Source organism: Niabella agricola (assembly GCF_021538615.1).
In the GTDB taxonomy this organism is placed as follows: Bacteria; Bacteroidota; Bacteroidia; order Chitinophagales; family Chitinophagaceae; genus Niabella; species Niabella agricola.
This window is the reverse complement of record NZ_JAJHIZ010000003.1, coordinates 2,824,296-2,843,737: the sequence shown is the minus strand read 5'-3', so window position 1 is coordinate 2,843,737 and position 19,442 is coordinate 2,824,296. Positions and strand designations below refer to the sequence as shown.

The window sequence follows — 19,442 nt, the reverse complement described above, 5'->3', positions numbered from 1 at the left end:
GAATCTCCTCACATTCACAGTTTCGGTCCTGTGGTTTCCAAATAAAGCGAATAAGTCCTAAATTTACCGGGATGAAAAAACGATTTTGCTTTAATATACTAGTCCTGCTGTTTGCACAGGCTGCAATGACCCAGGACCAACTGATTCAATATGTAAACCCCTTGATCGGCACCCGTAAAATGGGGCATACGTTTCCGGGAGCCACGGTTCCTTTTGGGGCCGTACAGCTAAGTCCGGATACCGATACGCTTCCCTACGATGTAAACGGCAGGTATAATGCAGCTGTTTATAAATATTGTGCCGGGTACCAGTATGATGACCCCACGATTGTGGGCTTCAGTCACACGCATTTCAGCGGAACCGGCCACTCGGACCTGGGTGATTTCCTGATTATGCCAACCACCGGGCCGCTTCAGCTAAACCCGGGAACGGCTGCCAACCCTGAAACGGGGTACCGCAGCCGCTTTCAGCACCATACCGAAACAGCGGAACCCAATTATTATAAAGTAAAACTGGAAGATCATAATATCCTGGCTGAACTTACTACTACCACCCGCGTAGGAGTGCACCGGTATACTTTTCCGCAATCGGAAGATGCGCATATCATCCTCGACCTGATGCACGGGATCTATAATTATGCAGATAAGAATGTATGGACCTTTGTGCGGGTAGAGAACGATACGCTGATTACCGGGTTTAAACAAACCAACGGCTGGGCCCGCACCCGCACGGTGTATTTTGCCCTGGTTTTTTCAAAGCCGTTCCGTACCTATGGGTTTGCCAATTTCAAAACCTACCCGTATAAGGGCTTTTACAAACGGTTCGATCAGACAAAGAATTTTCCAGAAATGGCCGGAGAACAGATCCGTGCCCATTTTGATTTTGGAACCCATGCAGGCGAACAGATCGGGATCCGCTTTGCCCTTTCCCCGGTGAGCACTCAAAATGCCCTTGAAAACCTTTTGGCTGAAACCTCGGGCCAGGATTTTGAATCCATCAAAAAGAATGGACAAAGCCAATGGAATGAAGAACTGGGCAAGATCAGAATAGACGCGTTGAATAAAGCAGACCTGGTAAATTTTTATACGGCGATGTACCACGCATTCTTAAGTCCAACGGTATACATGGATCAGAACCGGGAGTATAAGGGCCTCGACCAGAACGTGCACAAAGCGGAAGGGTTTACCAACTATACCACTTTTTCGCTTTGGGATACCTATCGGGCGCTGCATCCCTTCTTTAACCTGGTGCAGTCCAAACGGAACAACGACATGATCCGCAGCATGCTGGCACACCAGCAGCAAAGCGTACATAAAATGCTGCCGGTATGGAGCCACTATGCCAATGAGAACTGGTGTATGAGCGGTTACCACAGTGTACCGGTAATTGCCGACGCCATTGTAAAAGGAACGGCAGATTTTGACGCCAATAAAGCGCTGGATGCCTGCATTCAAACCGCCAATGTGCGGTATTATGACGGGTTGGATGCCTACCTGCAAAAGGGGTATGTGCCCGATGATGTGCGGCCTAATTCGGTTTCTACCACAATGGAATATGCTTTTGACGACTGGAGCCTGGCTCAGGCAGCGAAGAAGCTGGGCCGGATGGATGTATACGAAACCTTTATAAAACGGGCGCAAAACTGGAAAAATGTATTTGATGCATCCATTGGATACATGCGCCCCCGGCTCAGTGATGGCAGCTTTCGTAAAGAGTTTGATGTACTCTCTACACATGGCCAGGGATTTATAGAAGGCAATGCCTGGAATTTCAGCTTGTTTGTACCACAGGATCCCAAGGGAATGATAGCGGCAATGGGCGGCGAAAAACGGTTTCTTCTGCACCTCGATTCCCTGTTTACCATGCACCTGCCTGATAAGTTTTTTGAAGAAACGGAAGATATAACCCGCGATGGCATCATCGGGAACTATGTGCACGGCAACGAGCCTTCGCATCATGTGGCCTACCTGTATAATTTTACCGGGCAGCCCTGGAAAACGCAGGAGCGGGTGCGCATGATCCTGAAAAAGCAGTACCAGCCGGCTGTTGATGGATTAGGCGGCAATGATGACTGCGGGCAAATGAGCGCCTGGTATCTTTTCAGTACCCTTGGGTTTTATCCTTTTGCCCCCGGATCGGAAGACTATCAGTTGGGAAGTCCGGCTATAAAGAAAGCGGTGCTCAAACTGGAAAACGGGAATACATTTACCATCGATGTAAAAAATCAAAGCGACCAGCATGTATACGTGTCAAAAGTCTTGTTGAACGGACAGCCGGTCAACGGTCATTCACTCAGGCACAGCGATATTTTAAAAGGTGGGGTATTGCAGTTCGTTATGGCGGCAAGGCCGGTGAAATAATGCCGAAAGATATTGAGCGTAGAGGGCTGCTATAAACACGACGTTCCTAAAGAAGCGAAATAGAGACGACCTGGTAAAAAAGGCATCAGATGCGGCGATTTTGAATACTAAAATTCAAAAAATCGGCAGCGTAAGTTTTGGTTTCTATTAGAATAGCGGCATGCTGCACACTTTTAAAGCAAGTCGCAAATTAAGATTGCAGCGGTTATAACGTTTTCTTTTGTGGGCTGGGGCCGCTGATAACCTGATCAAACAACGCGGGAGAAAAATATCGCCTTAGTGCTTAATCAGCGGTGCTCAAATAAATACGGGTATAAAGATGATTTTGATGTCGGGTCATTACCAGTAACACCCCGGCTCCTGAAAGAGAAGGCTGAAAGGTACCAGGGAAAAGCATACGCATCCACACAACGAAGCAAACAACCAGCAGCGGTCGTTAAACCGGCAATACGGTTACCTCAATTCCTCCCGCCCGCAATTCATCTACGATATGTGGGGAAATATTGCTGTCGGTAATGATCTGTTCAATATCTTCCAGTCCGCAGATCTTTCCAAATCCCCGTTTTCCAAACTTGCTGGAATCAGCCAGCACAATGGTTTTCCGTGAAGCTGCGATCATTTTGCGGTTTAATTGGGCTTCCATCATGTTTGTGGTGGTTAGTCCAAATTCCATGTCAATACCGTCAACGCCCAGGAATAACTTGCTGCAGGAAAAATCTTCTAATATTTTTTCTGCATAGATGCCGGTTACGGATGAGGAGGTTTTGCGCATAATACCCCCCAGCTGGATCACCTCGATACCCGGGTGGTGGGCAATTTCCATCGCTACATTCAGGGCGGCCGTAATTACCGTTACGTTTCCCTTTGGTTGAATGTATTTAGCAAAATAAAAAACCGTAGTTCCTGAAGCAATGAGGATACAGTCGTTCGGCTCTATTAATCCCGCAGCATATTGGCCTATTTTTTCTTTTTCGGTCGATTGCATCCGTACTTTTTCGATAACCGGCCGGTCGCCGATATAAGGGTTGCTTAGGGTGGCGCCCCCGTGTGTGCGGAAAAGCTGGTTTTTATCTTCCAGGAACTGCAAATCCTTTCGGATTGTTACGGATGAAACATCCAATTCCTGGCAAAGATCCAGTACCTGAACCACGCCCTTTTTTTTGAGCGTGTCCAGTATATGTTGATGACGTTCAACTAAGCTACTCATAATTTCAAAAATAATGATTCTCTTTTATTTGTAAAAGAAATAAAAGGAAAGCTTCATCTCGTTATTAAATTATTATTATTTTTTTCTTTTTTCAATTTAAAACGTTATTATTGCTTTCGAAATCTTTTGTTTTGTTTTTTAAACTAAGGATTCGAAAACAAAGACAACCTGAGGATAAAATGAAAAGTGGAACCATCGACAGGGAACAGCTATTAAAACAAGCGACTGCAGCCGGCGAGTGGGATGTAGTAGTAATCGGTGGCGGCGCCTCCGGTTTGGGAATTGCACTGGAGGCTGTAACCCGGGGCTATAAAACATTATTACTGGAACAGTTTGATTTTGCCAAAGGCACTTCCAGCAGAAGCACGAAGCTGGTGCATGGTGGTGTTCGCTACCTGGCACAGGGGGATATTGCATTGGTTCGGGAAGCGAGTATCGAAAGAGGATTGCTGCAAAAGAATGCGCCGCACCTGGTAAAAAACCAAACCTTTATTGTTCCTGTTTACTCCTTTTGGGACCGGGTCAAGTACACCATCGGGTTAAAGGCCTATGACTGGATCGCGGGAAGGTTGTCGCTGGGTTCCTCTGTATTTATTTCCCGTAAAAAAACGCTGGAGGCAATACCGGATGTGAAGGCAAAAGGATTGGTAGGAGGGGTATTATATCACGACGGCCAGTTTGACGATTCCCGGCTTGCACTGAACCTGGCTCAAACCATTATCGAACAGGGAGGGGTAGCACTGAATTATATGAAAGTAACCGGGCTCCAGAAAGATGGCCATCAGAAACCTTCCGGGGTGATCGTGGAGGATATGGAACATGCGGTTAGCTACAGCATAAAGGCAAAATCGGTGATCAATGCCACCGGTGTATTTGTAGACGATATCCTCCGTATGGACAACCCCGTGGCCTCAAAAAGCGTGGTAGCCAGTCAGGGCATTCATCTGGTATTGGGAAAAGAATTCTTTTCCTCGCCCCATGCATTAATGATTCCAAAAACGGCCGATGGACGGGTATTGTTTGCCGTGCCCTGGCATAATGAAGTGGTGGTTGGCACAACGGATACGCTGGTGGGGGCACCGTCTGTAGAGCCACGTCCGCTGGAAAAAGAAATAGAGTTTATACTGGAAACAGCAGGAGCCTACCTGGTAAAAAAACCGGCACGTGGGGATGTACTCAGCGTGTTTGCCGGGCTGCGTCCCCTGGCCGCCCCAAAAGAAGGCGCGCAGAAAACAAAGGAAATATCCCGCAGTCATAAGATCATGATCTCTCCTGACGGCTTGTTTACGATCATTGGAGGAAAATGGACTACCTACCGAAAGATGGGTGAAGACATGCTGGACAGCGTTGAAAAAACGCTGGGTTGGCCGAAGAAGACGTCGCAGACCCCACATCTGCGGATTCATGGTTTTTTCACCGGTGTGGACTGGAATGATCCCTTTTATTTTTACGGCAGTGATGCTGCATATATTAAGGAAAAGAGCAACGGCCATTGGATCAGCGAGCGGCTCCGGATTAATAAGGCGCAGGTAGAATGGGCCGTTTCCCACGAAATGGCCCGGACGGTTGAAGATGTGCTGGCGCGAAGAACCCGGGCGTTGTTGCTGGATGCGCGCGAAAGTATACGGATCAGCGCGGCCGTTGCCTCCATCATGGCCCGGGCATTGAATAAAGACCAACATTGGGAGGAAGAGGAAACCAAACGATTTAACGGACTTGCACAGCAATATATCTTACGATAATAACGAATGACTAAAAGAATGCCATATGAATCGATTGTACCACGCCTCATCGGCAGTGTTAGATTATGTTTTCGTTAACAACCCTGCCGGCTGTTCAACGCATACCAATGGCGCTCTATATTTGGGCCCCCGTTGTGTTTTTTTAAGAGCACAAATCCATAAAATGATCGGAAGCGCCCTGTTAAAAAAAGCAGGGTGGGGAAATTTTACAGATGGCCAGGTTTGGACATCGGTAGCATCAGGCAGCGGGTCCATCCATAAAACTGTTGCGTATTACCGGCTACTGGCTGCATCTATTTATATATCAGGGATTGCGGTACCTGTTGCATACGGATTGGCTCCGGGTGCGGCTGGCATAGCAAGGCAATGATCGGCTCCAAGCTGATACGGGTATGTAATGTCTATTGGGCAACAATCCGGGTTTATCCCGAAAGAAAAATAAAACATAATACTACAGGTATGATCGTTCAATCAACTATCCATCGGGTCCTGCGTTTAAAACCGCTGCTTTTGGGTTTAACGCTGCTGCTGGCCCCGGTGCTTTTATTTGCACAAGGCAAAACGGTAAAAGGCATCGTTACATCAAAGGAAACGTCCGAGCCCATTGTCAATGCCACGGTGTTGATCAGGGGTACTTCCAGGGGAACCACCACCAATGCCCAGGGCCAGTATTCCATTGCTGTGATGAACAATGAGGTGCTGGTTTTTTCCGCGGTAGGGTACAGGGAACAGCAGCGAAAAGTAGAACAGCAAACCATCATAAATATAGCGCTGGAAGAAGAAGGCAAACAGGAAGAAGAAGTGGTGGTTACGGCTTTAGGAATTAAGCGACAGGAAAAGGCTCTTGGATACGCCCTTACAAAAATCGACAGCGCACAGCTAACCGATGCTGTGTCCTCCAACTGGACGGACGCCCTTTCCGGGAAGGTGGCTGGTTTAAACTTAATACGCTCCGGCTCCGGCCCGGCGGGATCAAATAAGATCATCCTTCGCGGAGAAAATAACCTTACCGGCGATAATGAAGCCCTGATTGTGGTAGATGGAGTAGTGATCAATAACAGTAGTGGTAAGCGCTCTGCCAATGGATCGGATAACGTGTATGCAACCGGCGCAGATAATTTGCCGGCGGACTACGGAAGTTCTCTGAATGACCTGAATCCGCAGGACATTGAGAGTGTTTCCGTATTGAAAGGTCCTGCAGCTGCGGCATTATACGGACAAAGAGGGGCAAATGGCGCCATTATTATCACAACAAAATCGGCCTCCGCAAAAAAGAAAGGACAATTGAGCGTCAGGTTTACTTCAAACGGATCCATGGAATCGATCAACAGGACGATTGACCGGCAATATGAGTACGGACTTGGCCTGGACGGCCAACTTGACTACGACTTTGGTCGGTCGGCAAACAGTTCTTCCAGTTCGGCGTATGGACCTAAGTTAGACGGACAACTGTTTTACCAGTATGACCCGGTTACGCAAACAAGATCAACGGTAGCAACGCCCTGGGTGGCGTACAGGAATATCGATGATTTCTGGGACGTGGGAAAAAATCTTACCAACAATTTAAGTGTGAATGGCAAAATAGGAACAACCGCATTCCGGCTTTCGGGGGCCATTCAAAATAACAAATGGATCGTTCCAAATACCGGGTTTGATCGCAAATCAGCGAGCCTTTCGACAACCACAGACATTACAAAAAAACTGAAATTATTGACCAAAGTGAACTATGGTTTCCGGTCGAGTGATAATCTGCCCGCTGCGGGTTATGGGAATCAGTCGCTGATGTACTGGTATATGTTCTGGCAACCCAATGCAGATTTTAACTGGCTGCGGAATTACTGGATGGGTAGCCCCGGAAGTTCCTACAGCAGCGACAGTATGTACCGGAGGATCCGTTATCCATACTCATCTTTCCCTGAAAATCCATTTGCCATCGTAAATGAATTTATAAATAAGACGAGGAGACATAATGTAACGGGAAATGTGCAGTTGAACTACGAGCTTACCAAAGAGTTGAGTTTAATGGTACGGGGAAACCTGGACTGGTCCAGGGATAAGCGTGAACAGGATCGCCCTTATGATGCCGGCTCCCGGCTTCCGCAGGGATCGGTAAGAAAACAGGATGTGTATGCCCGTGAATTGAGCTATGACTTTTTGGTGCGCTATCATAAGAGCCTGTCAAAAGATATTAAATTCGGTGCATCATTGGGAGGAAGCCAGTTGAGAAATGTATATAACAAAACAGATGTAAGGGCGGATGGCTTAAAATTCCCAAAACTGGACTCCCTGAAGCGTTCTCCATATCCGGGAATGTATAATCTGGATAGTAACCTGTATGGGCTGCTTTATATTCCGGATACCAGCCGGTACCAGATCAACAGTGTGTACGGGGTTGTTAATTTTAGCTATAAGAACTACCTTTTTTTAGAACTTACCGGAAGGCAGGACTGGAACAGCGTGCTGGCCACGGCAGACCGCACGGATAACGTGGGCTTCTTTTATCCTTCGGTAAATACCAGTTTCGTACTGTCTGACTTTACCCAACTGCCAACCTCTATCAGCTATGCCAAATTAAGAGCTTCTATCGCACAGGTGGGAAGCGGCGCTACTACACCTTACCGGACGGCGTATACCTATCTCCTTTCACGTACGAACGGGTTGTTTCCGGATAGTGCGGTGGCCAATCCAAGGACCCTGCCCAATGATAACCTGAAGCCGCTGAAAACGACAACTTTTGAATTGGGGACCGAAGTGCAGTTATTCAAAAACCGTGTAGGGTTTGACCTGGCCGTTTACTGGGGTAATACAAAGAACCAGATCCTGACAAGAACGCTGGACCGGTCTTCAGGGTATGATTATGCGATTATTAATGCGGGACGGGTAAATAACAGCGGCGTGGAGTTGTCGCTGAACGGAAAGCCCATTGTAAACAGGAATGGGTTTAACTGGGATGTGTCCGCCACCTTTGCATCCAATAAAAACAAGATTATCTCCATGCCGGACAGCGTGGTGCTGCTTCGCTCCGGTCAGATCGCCAGCGGCCAGATCGTAGCTACGATCGGTGGAAGTATGGGTGATTTATATGGGTTAGGTTACCAGCGCAGTCCGGACGGACAGGTGATCTTTGATCCCGCAACCGGTTTCCCGAAAATCACCAGTAATATTATTTATTTAGGCAATACGACGCCTAAATATAAAATGAGTATCGGCAATACATTCCGGTATCGGCAATTCAATTTAAAGGTACTGTTTGATGCACAGGCCGGAGCGGTAGGGTACTCGCTTACACATTATAAAATGGTAGAGCAGGGCAAGTTGAAATCCACGCTGCCGGGACGGTATAACGGTATTATCGGCAATGGGGTGCTGGAAGTGCTGAATGATAAGGGCGAGGTGACCGGGTACCGGAAAAATGATGTGGTAGCCTATGATGTCGATCAGTATTACCAAAACAGCATGGGATCGCTGAATGCAGAGGGAAGTACCTTCAGCACCGATTTTATCAAATTCCGGGAAGCATCAATAAATTATGCGTTCAAGCCCAGGCTTTTAAAAAGAATAGGGTTGAGCTCTGCCCAGATCGGTATTTACGGACGAGATCTGTTCATCTGGTCGCCCTGGCCGGTATTTGATCCGGAATTTGGTACCCTGAGCGGATCGGATATCGTTACGGGTTTTGAAGTAGGGCAGTTCCCTTCGACACGTACTCTTGGTTTTAATTTATCTATAGGATTTTAATTGATAACAAAATGAAAAAACAATTAATTACCACATGTGTCATTTTGTTGATCTTATCAACAGTATACTCATGTAAAAAAGGGTTTGAGAAATTAAATATCGACCCCATTAATATCCTTCATACCACTCCGGACAAACTATTGGCACCGGCATTGCAAAGTTCCATCTGGCCGGGAATGAGCCGGAACCGGAGCTTCACGAATGAGCTGATGCAGGTTACCGTGAGCCTGAGTGATGGAGAAAATACGGTATTCCGCTACGCCTTCAGGGCCAGCCAGTCTGATTATTTATGGAATGCCTGGTATGTACAGCTGACCAATTTCCGCGATATCGACAGCTTGTCGAGCCGCGGGGACAGCATCAATACCTCCTACCAGGGCATCGCGAGGATTTGCGAGGCATGGCTGTTTGCAAACCTGACCGACACCTATGGAGATATTCCTTACAGTGAAGCCCTGAAAGGCCGGCAGGGAAATATGCAACCCGTTTTTGACCGGCAAAAAGATGTTTACGAAGGATTGTTTAAAAAACTGGAGGAAGCCAATGATCTTCTGGAAAAGGGTCAGTCGATTGTGGTAACAAGCGACCCGGTTTATAACGGGGATATTGCCAAATGGCGAAAATTGGGAAATTCCCTGTATCTGCGGCTATTGCTCCGGATTTCCGGAAAGGCCGAAGTGGCTCAAAAGTGTCAGGATAAGATTAAGGAGATTGTTCAAAACTCCGGCAAATACCCCATTATGACCTCAAACGCCGACTGTGCAAGAGTGCTTTGGAGCGGAGGCGTCAGCAGTACGGATCCCTATACATCGCCTTATGTATATAATGTGCGGGTACAGGATTTCCGAACCCCGGCCATCTGCAGCTATTTTCTCGACAGTCTCAATGCCTGGTCGGATCCTAGGTTTACTTCTGCTAAACCCTATGGATCCGGTTCCATTGGCCGCCTGGGTATTGCGCAGGCCAGCGGCGGCGGTTGGCGCGGAGTAAGAAGCGGCTACGAGCCGGGCAAGGCGGATCCGAAAGGATGTTATTTCCAAAGCTATGACGATAAAAGCACTGGCGGGGTATGGTCTCTGCAGCAGAACCCCAATACGGGGATCATTATGCAATATGCCGAAGTGCAGTTCATACTGGCGGAAGCGGCCTTAAAGGGATGGATCGGCGCCAATCCCAAAGGGCATTTTTACCAGGGTATCGCATCGGCTATTAACTATTGGGTACCCAATTTTCCGGAGGATACCGCTGCTGCCGACTTTAAACTGCATCTTGAGAATCTTTCTAACAGTAGTGTGATCTGGAATGACACACTTTCAACTTCAAGAAAAATGGAACTGATCCATGGACAAAAATATTATGCCCTGTTTTTGACAGACCTGCAGCAATGGTTTGAGTACCGGCGTACCGGGTACCCCAACCTGCATTTATCTGAATTGCACGGTTTGCAAAATGGCGGCGTAATGCCTGCCCGCCTTGTGTATCCTGTTTATGTGCAGTCTGCCAACCCCACCAACTATAAAAACGCAGTGGCTGCACAGGGGCTCGATCAGATCAATACCAGTGTATGGTGGCAAAAGCCATAAAAAAGAATTATTAAAAAAATTACAGATGAAATATATATTCAATCTTTTTTTGGTACTCAGCGTTGCGGCTTTAATCAGCAGTTGTACTAAAAACACATACGAAAATTATCCGGGGGGTGTACCCTATGATGTGGTTTCTATTTTGGATATACGGCCCCTTTATAAGAATCAGGATGTAACACTTACCAAGGAAATGCTTTATGGCGGTACCCGGCTGGCGGCCGTGGTTATATCAGACCATACAGAAGGTAATATTCCCGAGGGACTGTTGGTGGTGCAGGATAGCCGCCGCCTTAGCACACTCAGAGGTATTTCGATAGACTTGGGTGCAGCAGCAGCAGGCTATCATCCCGGCGATTCGGTAATGATCGATATTGCTGGCGGCACGCTCACTCGCAAAAACGGCATTTTAACGATTACCGGCATACCAGCATCCGCAGTTACTCCTAAGGGAAAAGGCACGGTAGGCATTAATGCCATAAATATAGCGCAGCTGTTGGCAAATCCTGATAATTATGAGAGTTCGCTTTGTCTTATTAATAAATCCGGTTTTAATCCTGCACCTCAACCGGGCGATGTGATCAGTGGTGCTAAAACGATCAATGATGGTTTTGGAGATCTTACACTTTATACGGACCCCGGGGTAAGCTATGCAGGAGTTACTCCTTACGGACTGGGCGCATATGTGGGCATCCCCTTCAAAACGGCCGAAGGATCGGTACAGCTAAGAACACGAGAAGGCGATGATATGATCAATATGGGATCTTCTGCTCAGGATCTGATTATAACCGGGATACAAAGCGATCCTAAAGGCGGAGACGGTGGAAATGAGTACGTACAAATGATCGCGACAAGAGATATTAACTTTGCGGTTACCCCCTACAGTATTGTATTTTGTAATAATGCCGGAGCGTCTACTCCTACAACGCTGGATGCAGGGTGGGCCACAGGCGATAAGCGTACCATTAAATGGAATATTACATCCGGTACCGTAGCCAAAGGAACGTTCTTTTATTTTGGTTTCCAGAACAGGAAGATCAACGGCAATGCCGGTACCGTTTCTTTCCCGGCAGAAACCAATTGGTATGGGAAAACATTTTTGAATGTAAAGGGTGGCCCAACAAATCCGGGCGATGGAGGATTGGTGCGCACCAGCACATTTACCGAATCCGGCCCTTTTGCAAATAGCGGAAATGCATGTGGGGTGGCCTTGTTTAAAGGAACTACGGTTACAGAAGCTTCCGTGCCGGAAGATGTTTTATTTATTGCTTCGGGCGGGAACACGGGGATCTATGATCCTTCCAAAAACCCCATACAAGGTTACCGCATTTGTAATAACGACTGGTATTCCATGTTTTCCGTAAGCATTGACCCAGATAGCTATAAACCAGTAATCGTACCGTATTTATATTATCGTTCTACCGGTAATACAACCAATATGCCTTACCCGATAAATGCGGCGCATCCGGATCCATCTAAAGCAGACGCCGGACTGTACAGTATGATGGGGGGCGTATACAATATCACCTTAGGCCGGTGGACCACCGCCCGGAAACAGACGGTAATAGAGCTGTTTCAAAAAACGGAAGACGGGCATGAAGCGGCTACCATTGCCGATATAGAACCTGGTCGCGGCGGCCCCAATGATTCACTTATTACAAAAATTGTGGAGTAGTAACGGCTGGGTTTATGCGTTGTTGAATACATCCGGAACGTTTTTAAATCACCTTTAAACATAAACACATGAAAAAAGGAATCCTCTTTACAATCGGAGTATTTGCATTGATGACGGGCTTATTTGGCCTGTCGGCTTTTACAAAAGCTGAAAAATCAATAGTGGCTGCAACGGATATTGGCTGGCAGAAACAGGCAACCCTAAAAAAAATCAATTACACAAAATTTTTGGGAAACGGCTTTTTAAACAGTTTATCAAGGATCACTACAGACACTGATTGCAGCGGAACTACCTGGACAAGCGGTCTTACGATGAATGTAATCTATAACGCCGTAACCCAGTACAATAGTTTTAGTATGAACTTTAGCGGAACCGGCCCCTATGTACTCGAATATTCCATTTGGGCAAACGGGCCAACCTATGGTTATATGGGTTCCGGCACTATTCACAACTTTCAAAGAAATTATTATTATATATTCCCGGTAAGCCTTCCGCCCGGCGACTATGCGTTTGATTATGTAATTAAAAATGAATGCGGAGAAGATCTCAGCGATCCGCAGGAGTTTTTATTCACCAACGAAAATGAATAGCGTAAACAATAAATGGAAATTGCAAAAACGATGAAATTAAAATTAAAAAAAAGTATACAGGCCGGCCTAGTGGTGGCCTGTATACTTAGTGGCGTCGGCAGCCAGGCCCAAACCCCGGCCTGGGACAGTACCTACCGCCCTGGCAGTTATGCATTGAAGGTGGATCAGTTTAAAGCCTTTCCTAATTCTTCAAAGGATATCGTGTTCCTGGGTAACAGTATTACCGCGGGTGTTGACTGGACGGAACTGCTGCAAAACCCGTTGGCCCGTAACCGCGGCATCAGCGGCGATATTACGTTTGGCGTATTGGAGCGATTGCATGAAGTAACCGAAGGCAAGCCGCAGAAAGTATTTATCCTGATCGGTACGAATGATATCTCCCGGAATGTTCCGGATGCCGTGATCCTGGATAATTATAAACGCATCATCCGGCAGATCAAACAGGAAAGTCCGGCCACTAAAATTTACTTTCAAACCGTGCTGCCGGTTAACAGCGATGTACCGCCGAAGAAAAACCATTACGGCAAAGATGAACATATTGCCGCCGTAAATGAAGGATTGAAAAAGCTGGGAAGGGAAGAGGGCATCACCGTTATTGACCTGCATCCGCATTTTTTAAAGGACGGAAAACTGGATAAAACCCTTACCTACGACGGACTGCACCTGAACATAAACGGCTACCGGTTATGGGCAAAGATTTTAAAGGACGGAAAATACTTGTAAGATGAAATTAAAACTATTAGGCACCACATTATTGCTGACCGCGGTGGCGGCATGCAGTGCACAAAAGAAGATCGTGCTTCCGGCAAAGTATCAGCACTTCGACATGGAGGCGCACCGGGGCGGTAAAGGGCTGATGCCGGAGAACACTATCCCTGCCATGCTAAACGCCATCGACATGGGCATTACCACACTGGAAATGGACATGCAGGTAACCAGGGACGGGCAGATCGTGGTATCGCATGATGCCACCTTTAACTATGGGTTTACCACTACTCCTGAAGGTGACACTCTGACGCCTGAGGCGGCCAAGAAGCGGATCCTGTATACAATGACCTATGACTCTATAAAGAAATATGATGTAGGTAAGAAATTTTATGCTGCGGTTCCGCGTCAAAAAAAAATAGCAGCCGTAAAACCCCTGTTGAAAGACCTGCTTGCGGCAACAGAGGCCTATGCCAAAAAGAAGGGCGTAAAGATTCAGTATAATATCGAAATAAAATCCAACCCCAAGGGGGAAGGGATTTATTGTCCGCCGGTAGCGGAATTTACCGACCTGGCCATGCAAACCATTTTGCCCTTTAATATCGGGAAACGCATGATCATTCAGTGTTTTGACGAGCGGGCATTAAAGATCATGCATGAAAAATATCCGCAGGTGCAAACCTCCTTTTTGGTCGGGGATAAGGAAAAACGCAGCCTGAACGAACAGTTAAAAAGCCTGGGTTATACGCCAGAGTATTACAGTCCGCACTATTCCATTGTAACCCCGGAGTTGGTAACAGAATGTCATCAGCGCAATACAAAGATCGTTCCCTGGACGGTAGATGATATTGCCACTATTAAAAAGCTGGCGGATATGGGCGCCGACGGTGTGATAACGGATTACCCGGATTTATTTTACCAGCTGAAATAACGTTTATAACAGGGTTGAGGCAGATCGTTAGAACAGATCATGATCTGTTTGTATAATAATAAGCAAATATATTTTACAACGATCAAAGGGCATTGCACTGCGGATAACACATATTGCGGAGGGCCGGATAAGAATGATTCGATTGCTGATAGCGGAACGCCGACTCCCGCGTCTTCAAAACTTCGGAAACAACATTTTTTAAACGATAAAATTTCAGGTATGAAGCTATTCCTTATCGCCGCAATGCTGCTGTTTACCCCGGCTTGTAATAAGACGCATACGAATTTGAATGATGGACCTGCAGCTGCTAGAAAATTATCCGCGGAAGTATCCGGTGCTGTAGCGGCCACCGCCACACCCAAAGAAGTGATCATCTGTGATCAGAAAAATGCCCGCATCATTATGGTAGATATTGCCAATAACAACCAGATCACCTGGGAATGGAAGGCCTCCGGCTCATATGCCATGATACACAGTGCTGCACAGGCATGGTTTTCGAACCTGAGCGATGCCAAACTGGTTTATAATGGCAGTTATATTTTAGCAACAGCATCCGGCGGCGGAGTGGCGCTTATCAGCGTATCCAGTAAAAAAGCCATCTGGTACGACTATGCGGGCGGCAATACACATTCTGCAGAGCTCCTGCCAAATGGAAATGTGGTAACCGCATCCACCACCGGGGGCTACCTGATGATCTTTACCGTAGATTCTTATATCAACGATCAATCCAGCCAGGTAAAGGCGGCGGACTTTGAAGATGTACATAATGTGGTATGGGATCATGCCCGCCAGCAGCTATATGCAGCGGGAAAAGATAAGTTAAAGGTATTTACATACAATGGCAGTTGCACGGCACCCAAGCTTACGCTGAAAGCCACCTATACCATGCCGCAGGGCAATGCACACGAACTGTTTCCGGTGTATGGCAGCACAACAGACTTATGGCTGACCAACTCCGGTAATATCTATAAGTTTAACGTAACCACAGGCGCGTTTACATTAATAAAAGCGACCGGCAGCGTTAAATCTGTATCTTCCGGTCCTTCAGGATATCCAACCATTATTGCAAAAGCAACCGGTGCCGGTGGCGAAACATGGAGAACCGATCAGCTGCTGGATATTAACAACGCGTTGGTATATAAAAATACTGCTATCGGACTGTATAAAGCAAGATGGAAGCTGGTAAACACATTTAGCTATCCCGCAGCGGACCATTTTCATGAGTGCACACATCCCTAAGTAGTTTCTTCGCTTGTTTGCCGGTATCAAATGATATATAGCAGAAAGATTTAAGACGAACAAAATGTAGAGGAAAACAAGAACAGTATTCTAAAAGATCAACCAGGACGGGTCATTTTTTAAAATTTATTTGCCCGCTCATAAACAGAATTTTTTATTTTCACTTTTTTATAAACAAGATTGTATATGCCAAAATATGTTCTATCTCTTGACCAGGGAACCACAAGCTCGAGGGCTATTATTTTTGATAAGGCCGGTAATATTGTTGCCGTAGCCCAAAAAGAATTTACACAGATCTTTCCCCAGCCCGGTTGGGTAGAGCACGACGCCAACGAGATCTGGTCTACACAACTGGGGGTAGCAACCGAGGCCATTGTAAAAGCCGGCCTCACCACGCAGGATATTGCATGTATTGGCATCACCAACCAGCGGGAAACAACCGTGGTTTGGGACCGGCATACTTCCCAGCCCATTTATAATGCCATCGTATGGCAGGATCGCCGGACCTCTGATTATTGCGACACCCTGAAAAAGAATGGATCGGCTGAAAAAATAAAGGAGAAAACAGGACTGGTAACAGATGCGTATTTCTCCGCTACCAAAATAAAATGGATCCTGGAAAATGTAGACGGGGCCCGGGCCAGGGCGGAGAACGGGGATCTTTGTTTTGGAACCGTAGACTCCTGGTTATTGTGGAAGCTCACCAACGGGCAGGTGCATGCCACGGATGTGAGCAACGCTTCCCGTACCATGGCATTCAATATCCATACCCTGGATTGGGATGAGGAACTGCTGCGGCTCTTCGGAATTCCGAAAAGCATGATGCCGGAAGTGCGTTCCAGCAGCGAAGTATACGGACATACGCAGCAACTGATCACTGCCGCAAGGATACCTGTAAGCGGTATTGCCGGTGATCAGCAATCGGCATTGTTCGGCCAGATGTGCACACAATCGGGGATGGTAAAAAATACCTATGGTACCGGATGCTTTATGCTGATGCATACCGGTAATCAGCCGGTGCCTTCAAAAAATAACCTGCTCACCACGATCGCCTGGAAGCTTAACAACGAGGTCAGTTATGCGCTGGAGGGGAGCGTATTTATTGCAGGGGCGGTGGTACAATGGCTGCGCGACGGGCTGAAACTGATCCAGAAATCGGGCGATATTGAGGCTTTAACGGCAACAGAGGCTGACAACGGCGGCGTATACATGGTACCGGCATTCACCGGTTTGGGCGCGCCTTACTGGAACCAGCATGCGCGGGGCATCATTACCGGGCTTACCCGCGGCAGTTCCGACGGACATATTGCACGGGCCGCAGTGGAAAGCATCGCCTACCAGACCATGGACGTATTAAAAGCCATGGAGGCCGATTCCGGCCTACAGATAAAGGAAGTGCGGGTTGATGGTGGTGCTACGGTGAACAACTACCTGATGCAGTTTCAGGCCAATTTGTTAAATACAACGGTGGTACGCCCTAAGATCACTGAAACAACGGCGCTGGGTGCGGCCTACCTGAGCGGACTGGCCGTTGGCTTTTGGAAAGACCTGGATGAGGTAAGGCAATACTGGCAGGTAGACCAGCGCTTTGAACCGTATATGAACGAAGAGGTGCGGGAGCAGCTAAGTAAAGGTTGGAAACGTGCGGTGCGCGCTGCACAGGTATGGGCGGAGGAGGTTTAATTTGAATGTGAAAATGTGGGAATGTGAGAATGGGGAAATGGACAATTGATTTTTGACCTTGAACCGGAAACTTTAAACAAGAAACTTCAAACGAAAAAAAACCATATGAATATTTTTACAGGTGAATTGATTGGCACCTTCTTCCTGATCATTTTAGGTAACGGGGTAGTTGCCAACGTAGTATTAAATAAAACAAAAGGAAACAACAGCGGCTGGATCGTAATTACGTTTGGTTGGGCCATGGCGGTTTTTGTGGGAGTTTTTGTATCTGCAAAAGCAAGTGGTGCCCACCTGAATCCCGCGGTAACAGTGGCACTGGCCTGGCTTGGAAAAGTGGAACCCTCCCATGTCCTTGAGTATCTCGGTGGACAACTATTGGGTGCGATGCTGGGCCAGCTGGGCGTTTGGGCGGCCTACCGGCAGCATTACCAGCAAACGGAGGACACCGGCCTGAAACTGGCAACCTTTAGCACAGCCCCGGCCATCCGCAGCGCGCCGTATAACCTTATCACGGAAATGATCGGAACCTTTATACTGGTGCTTTCCGTGTTATTTATTGTGGCTCCATCCAACAGCCTGGGAGCCCTGGATGCCTTGCCTGTTGCATTCATTGTGCTGGCCATCGGTCTGAGCCTCGGCGGGCCCACCGGTTATGCCATCAACCCGGTGCGTGACCTGGGACCACGCATCATGCATGCGATTTTACCCATTGGCAAAAAAGGCAGCAGCGACTGGGGCTACAGCTGGATCCCCGTAGTGGGGCCATTGATCGGAGCAGTGCTGGCAGCTATTGTATTTCAACAACTGGCATAAAAAAGCAACGAGCGTTGCAGAACCCTTATGCGTTGCGATGATCAGCGATGCACTGTATCAGGTGTTCAATATCTGCTTCTGTATTATGAAAATGAATACTGATGCGGATATTCCCGTTCCTCATTGTGGTAATGATATTATTTTTTACAAGGAATGCATGCAACCCGTTTTCTTCGCGTATCACAACGATGGAGCTCCGGTGTTGCATATCCGCGCCGCCGGTAACCGGAACAGAAAGTTGCCGCAGCAATAAGGCCGTGAGGTTCCTGTTATAAGCTTCAATAGCTTCCATACCCCGCCGGCTTTTTTCTTCAATGGCTTTATCCAGGATGGAGAAGCCAAACATGTTCAGGCTCCCGGGTTCGTAATTGGTAATGCTGGTATTTTGCCGGAAGGACAGGTCCGCAAACTGAAACGCGTTGCTGTGCGCGCCGGAGATCCTGGGCGGATATGCTGCGGCAAATTCCGGGCTCATATACAGGATACCTGTGCCAAAGCCGGCATTCATCCATTTGTAATTACTGGCAATAAATACATCGGGCTGTAATTCGGCGACAGAGATCTTTACCGATCCCAAACTTTGGGTGGCATCAATAATCGTTCGGGTACCAAGGTCCCTGCAAAGGCTGCAAAGCGCCTGCAGATCGATCTTAAAACCTGACTGCCATTGCACATGGCTGATGGCCACCAGGTCGATCTTTTCAGTCTTTATAAGCGATTCGATCTTATTCAGATCAATCAAAAAGCCATCATCATCATCCAGCCACACAATATTAAATTGATTCACCATGAAAGGGATGTATACTGAAGGAAAGTCCTTTCGGTAAAGCAATACTTTTTCCTGACCGCTGAGGGCTTGCACCACGGCATTCAACCCATAGGAAAAGTTGGGAATGAGCGCAATGTTTTCCGCTCCGGTACCTATAAAACGGGCGATATTGCTTCGGATCTCTGAAGCCTTTACGTCGCGCCAATGCTCGCTTGCAGCCGAAGCAAGGTTTTCAAAGTCCTGGTATAAATGAATCCCTGTTTGCAATACGGGGTTTGTGATAAGCCCGCAGGCGGCGGTGTTCAGGTAAACCGGTGGTGTATGTTCCGTCATGAAATGTTTTTGCTAAAAGTACAAATAAAGATGGGTACACAGAAGATACCGTAATCGAATACCGGATAGATCCT

At 47.3% G+C, this 19,442-nt stretch carries 13 protein-coding genes; 11 read left to right on the top strand and 2 right to left on the bottom strand.

The window, feature by feature from the left end; all coding sequences use genetic code 11:
* Positions 1-71 precede the first annotated feature (71 nt).
* Entirely contained in the window at positions 72-2,360 is a 2,289-nt protein-coding gene (locus LL912_RS17345) for a GH92 family glycosyl hydrolase (protein ID WP_235554852.1), read from the top strand.
* 436 nt (positions 2,361-2,796) lie between these two features.
* On the opposite strand, the gene LL912_RS17340 is transcribed toward LL912_RS17345, so the two are convergent.
* The gene (locus LL912_RS17340) at positions 2,797-3,567 is read right to left on the bottom strand and encodes a DeoR/GlpR family DNA-binding transcription regulator (protein WP_235554850.1); all 771 of its coding nucleotides are present in this window, start codon (positions 3,565-3,567) and stop codon (positions 2,797-2,799) included.
* 179 nt (positions 3,568-3,746) lie between these two features.
* On the opposite strand from LL912_RS17340, the gene LL912_RS17335 reads away from it, so the two are divergent.
* From LL912_RS17335 to LL912_RS17290, 10 genes are all read left to right on the top strand, one after another.
* Complete coding sequence (locus LL912_RS17335; RefSeq protein ID WP_235554849.1) at positions 3,747-5,309, top strand: glycerol-3-phosphate dehydrogenase/oxidase; 1,563 nt, start codon at positions 3,747-3,749, stop codon at positions 5,307-5,309.
* A 459-nt stretch (positions 5,310-5,768) separates the two neighbouring features.
* Positions 5,769-9,047 carry a SusC/RagA family TonB-linked outer membrane protein gene (locus LL912_RS17330; protein WP_235554848.1) on the top strand — a complete coding sequence of 1,093 codons (3,279 nt, stop codon included), beginning with the start codon at positions 5,769-5,771 and terminating at the stop codon, positions 9,045-9,047.
* Positions 9,048-9,058: 11 nt separating this feature from the next.
* On the top strand, positions 9,059-10,630 hold the full coding sequence (locus tag LL912_RS17325) for a SusD/RagB family nutrient-binding outer membrane lipoprotein (protein WP_235554846.1): 1,572 nt from the start codon (positions 9,059-9,061) through the stop codon (positions 10,628-10,630).
* Positions 10,631-10,655: 25 nt separating this feature from the next.
* Positions 10,656-12,305, top strand: a complete 1,650-nt coding sequence (locus LL912_RS17320) for a DUF5689 domain-containing protein (RefSeq protein ID WP_235554845.1) — start codon at positions 10,656-10,658, stop codon at positions 12,303-12,305.
* Between the two features lie 68 nt (positions 12,306-12,373).
* On the top strand, positions 12,374-12,895 hold the full coding sequence (locus LL912_RS17315) for a hypothetical protein (protein WP_235554844.1): 522 nt from the start codon (positions 12,374-12,376) through the stop codon (positions 12,893-12,895).
* A gap of 30 nt (positions 12,896-12,925) precedes the next feature.
* A complete protein-coding gene (locus LL912_RS17310; RefSeq protein ID WP_235554842.1) occupies positions 12,926-13,618 on the top strand; it encodes a GDSL-type esterase/lipase family protein in 693 nt (230 codons plus the stop codon).
* 1 nt (position 13,619) lies between these two features.
* Positions 13,620-14,531 (top strand): glycerophosphodiester phosphodiesterase family protein, encoded by a 912-nt coding sequence (locus tag LL912_RS17305; RefSeq protein WP_235554841.1) that lies wholly within the window; start codon positions 13,620-13,622, stop codon positions 14,529-14,531.
* 219 nt (positions 14,532-14,750) lie between these two features.
* The gene (locus LL912_RS17300) at positions 14,751-15,770 is read left to right on the top strand and encodes a DUF6528 family protein (RefSeq protein ID WP_235554840.1); all 1,020 of its coding nucleotides are present in this window, start codon (positions 14,751-14,753) and stop codon (positions 15,768-15,770) included.
* A 186-nt stretch (positions 15,771-15,956) separates the two neighbouring features.
* Positions 15,957-17,453 carry a glycerol kinase GlpK gene (gene glpK, locus LL912_RS17295; protein ID WP_235554839.1) on the top strand — a complete coding sequence of 499 codons (1,497 nt, stop codon included), beginning with the start codon at positions 15,957-15,959 and terminating at the stop codon, positions 17,451-17,453.
* 105 nt (positions 17,454-17,558) lie between these two features.
* Positions 17,559-18,266, top strand: a complete 708-nt coding sequence (locus LL912_RS17290) for an MIP/aquaporin family protein (protein WP_235554838.1) — start codon at positions 17,559-17,561, stop codon at positions 18,264-18,266.
* A gap of 25 nt (positions 18,267-18,291) precedes the next feature.
* Here the strand turns inward: LL912_RS17290 and LL912_RS17285 are convergent, their stop codons facing one another.
* Positions 18,292-19,368, bottom strand: a complete 1,077-nt coding sequence (locus tag LL912_RS17285; protein ID WP_235554837.1) for an aminotransferase class V-fold PLP-dependent enzyme — start codon at positions 19,366-19,368, stop codon at positions 18,292-18,294.
* Positions 19,369-19,442: the final 74 nt, after the last annotated feature.

Coding starts and splice junctions, on each gene's coding strand:
- LL912_RS17345 (WP_235554852.1), top strand. CDS start 72: ATGAAAAAACGATTTTGCTTTAATATACTAGTCCTGCTGTTTGCACAG.
- LL912_RS17300 (WP_235554840.1), top strand. CDS start 14,751: ATGAAGCTATTCCTTATCGCCGCAATGCTGCTGTTTACCCCGGCTTGT.
- LL912_RS17285 (WP_235554837.1), bottom strand. CDS start 19,368: ATGACGGAACATACACCACCGGTTTACCTGAACACCGCCGCCTGCGGG.
- glpK (WP_235554839.1), top strand. CDS start 15,957: ATGCCAAAATATGTTCTATCTCTTGACCAGGGAACCACAAGCTCGAGG.
- LL912_RS17335 (WP_235554849.1), top strand. CDS start 3,747: ATGAAAAGTGGAACCATCGACAGGGAACAGCTATTAAAACAAGCGACT.
- LL912_RS17320 (WP_235554845.1), top strand. CDS start 10,656: ATGAAATATATATTCAATCTTTTTTTGGTACTCAGCGTTGCGGCTTTA.
- LL912_RS17305 (WP_235554841.1), top strand. CDS start 13,620: ATGAAATTAAAACTATTAGGCACCACATTATTGCTGACCGCGGTGGCG.
- LL912_RS17290 (WP_235554838.1), top strand. CDS start 17,559: ATGAATATTTTTACAGGTGAATTGATTGGCACCTTCTTCCTGATCATT.
- LL912_RS17315 (WP_235554844.1), top strand. CDS start 12,374: ATGAAAAAAGGAATCCTCTTTACAATCGGAGTATTTGCATTGATGACG.
- LL912_RS17340 (WP_235554850.1), bottom strand. CDS start 3,567: ATGAGTAGCTTAGTTGAACGTCATCAACATATACTGGACACGCTCAAA.
- LL912_RS17325 (WP_235554846.1), top strand. CDS start 9,059: ATGAAAAAACAATTAATTACCACATGTGTCATTTTGTTGATCTTATCA.
- LL912_RS17330 (WP_235554848.1), top strand. CDS start 5,769: ATGATCGTTCAATCAACTATCCATCGGGTCCTGCGTTTAAAACCGCTG.
- LL912_RS17310 (WP_235554842.1), top strand. CDS start 12,926: ATGAAATTAAAATTAAAAAAAAGTATACAGGCCGGCCTAGTGGTGGCC.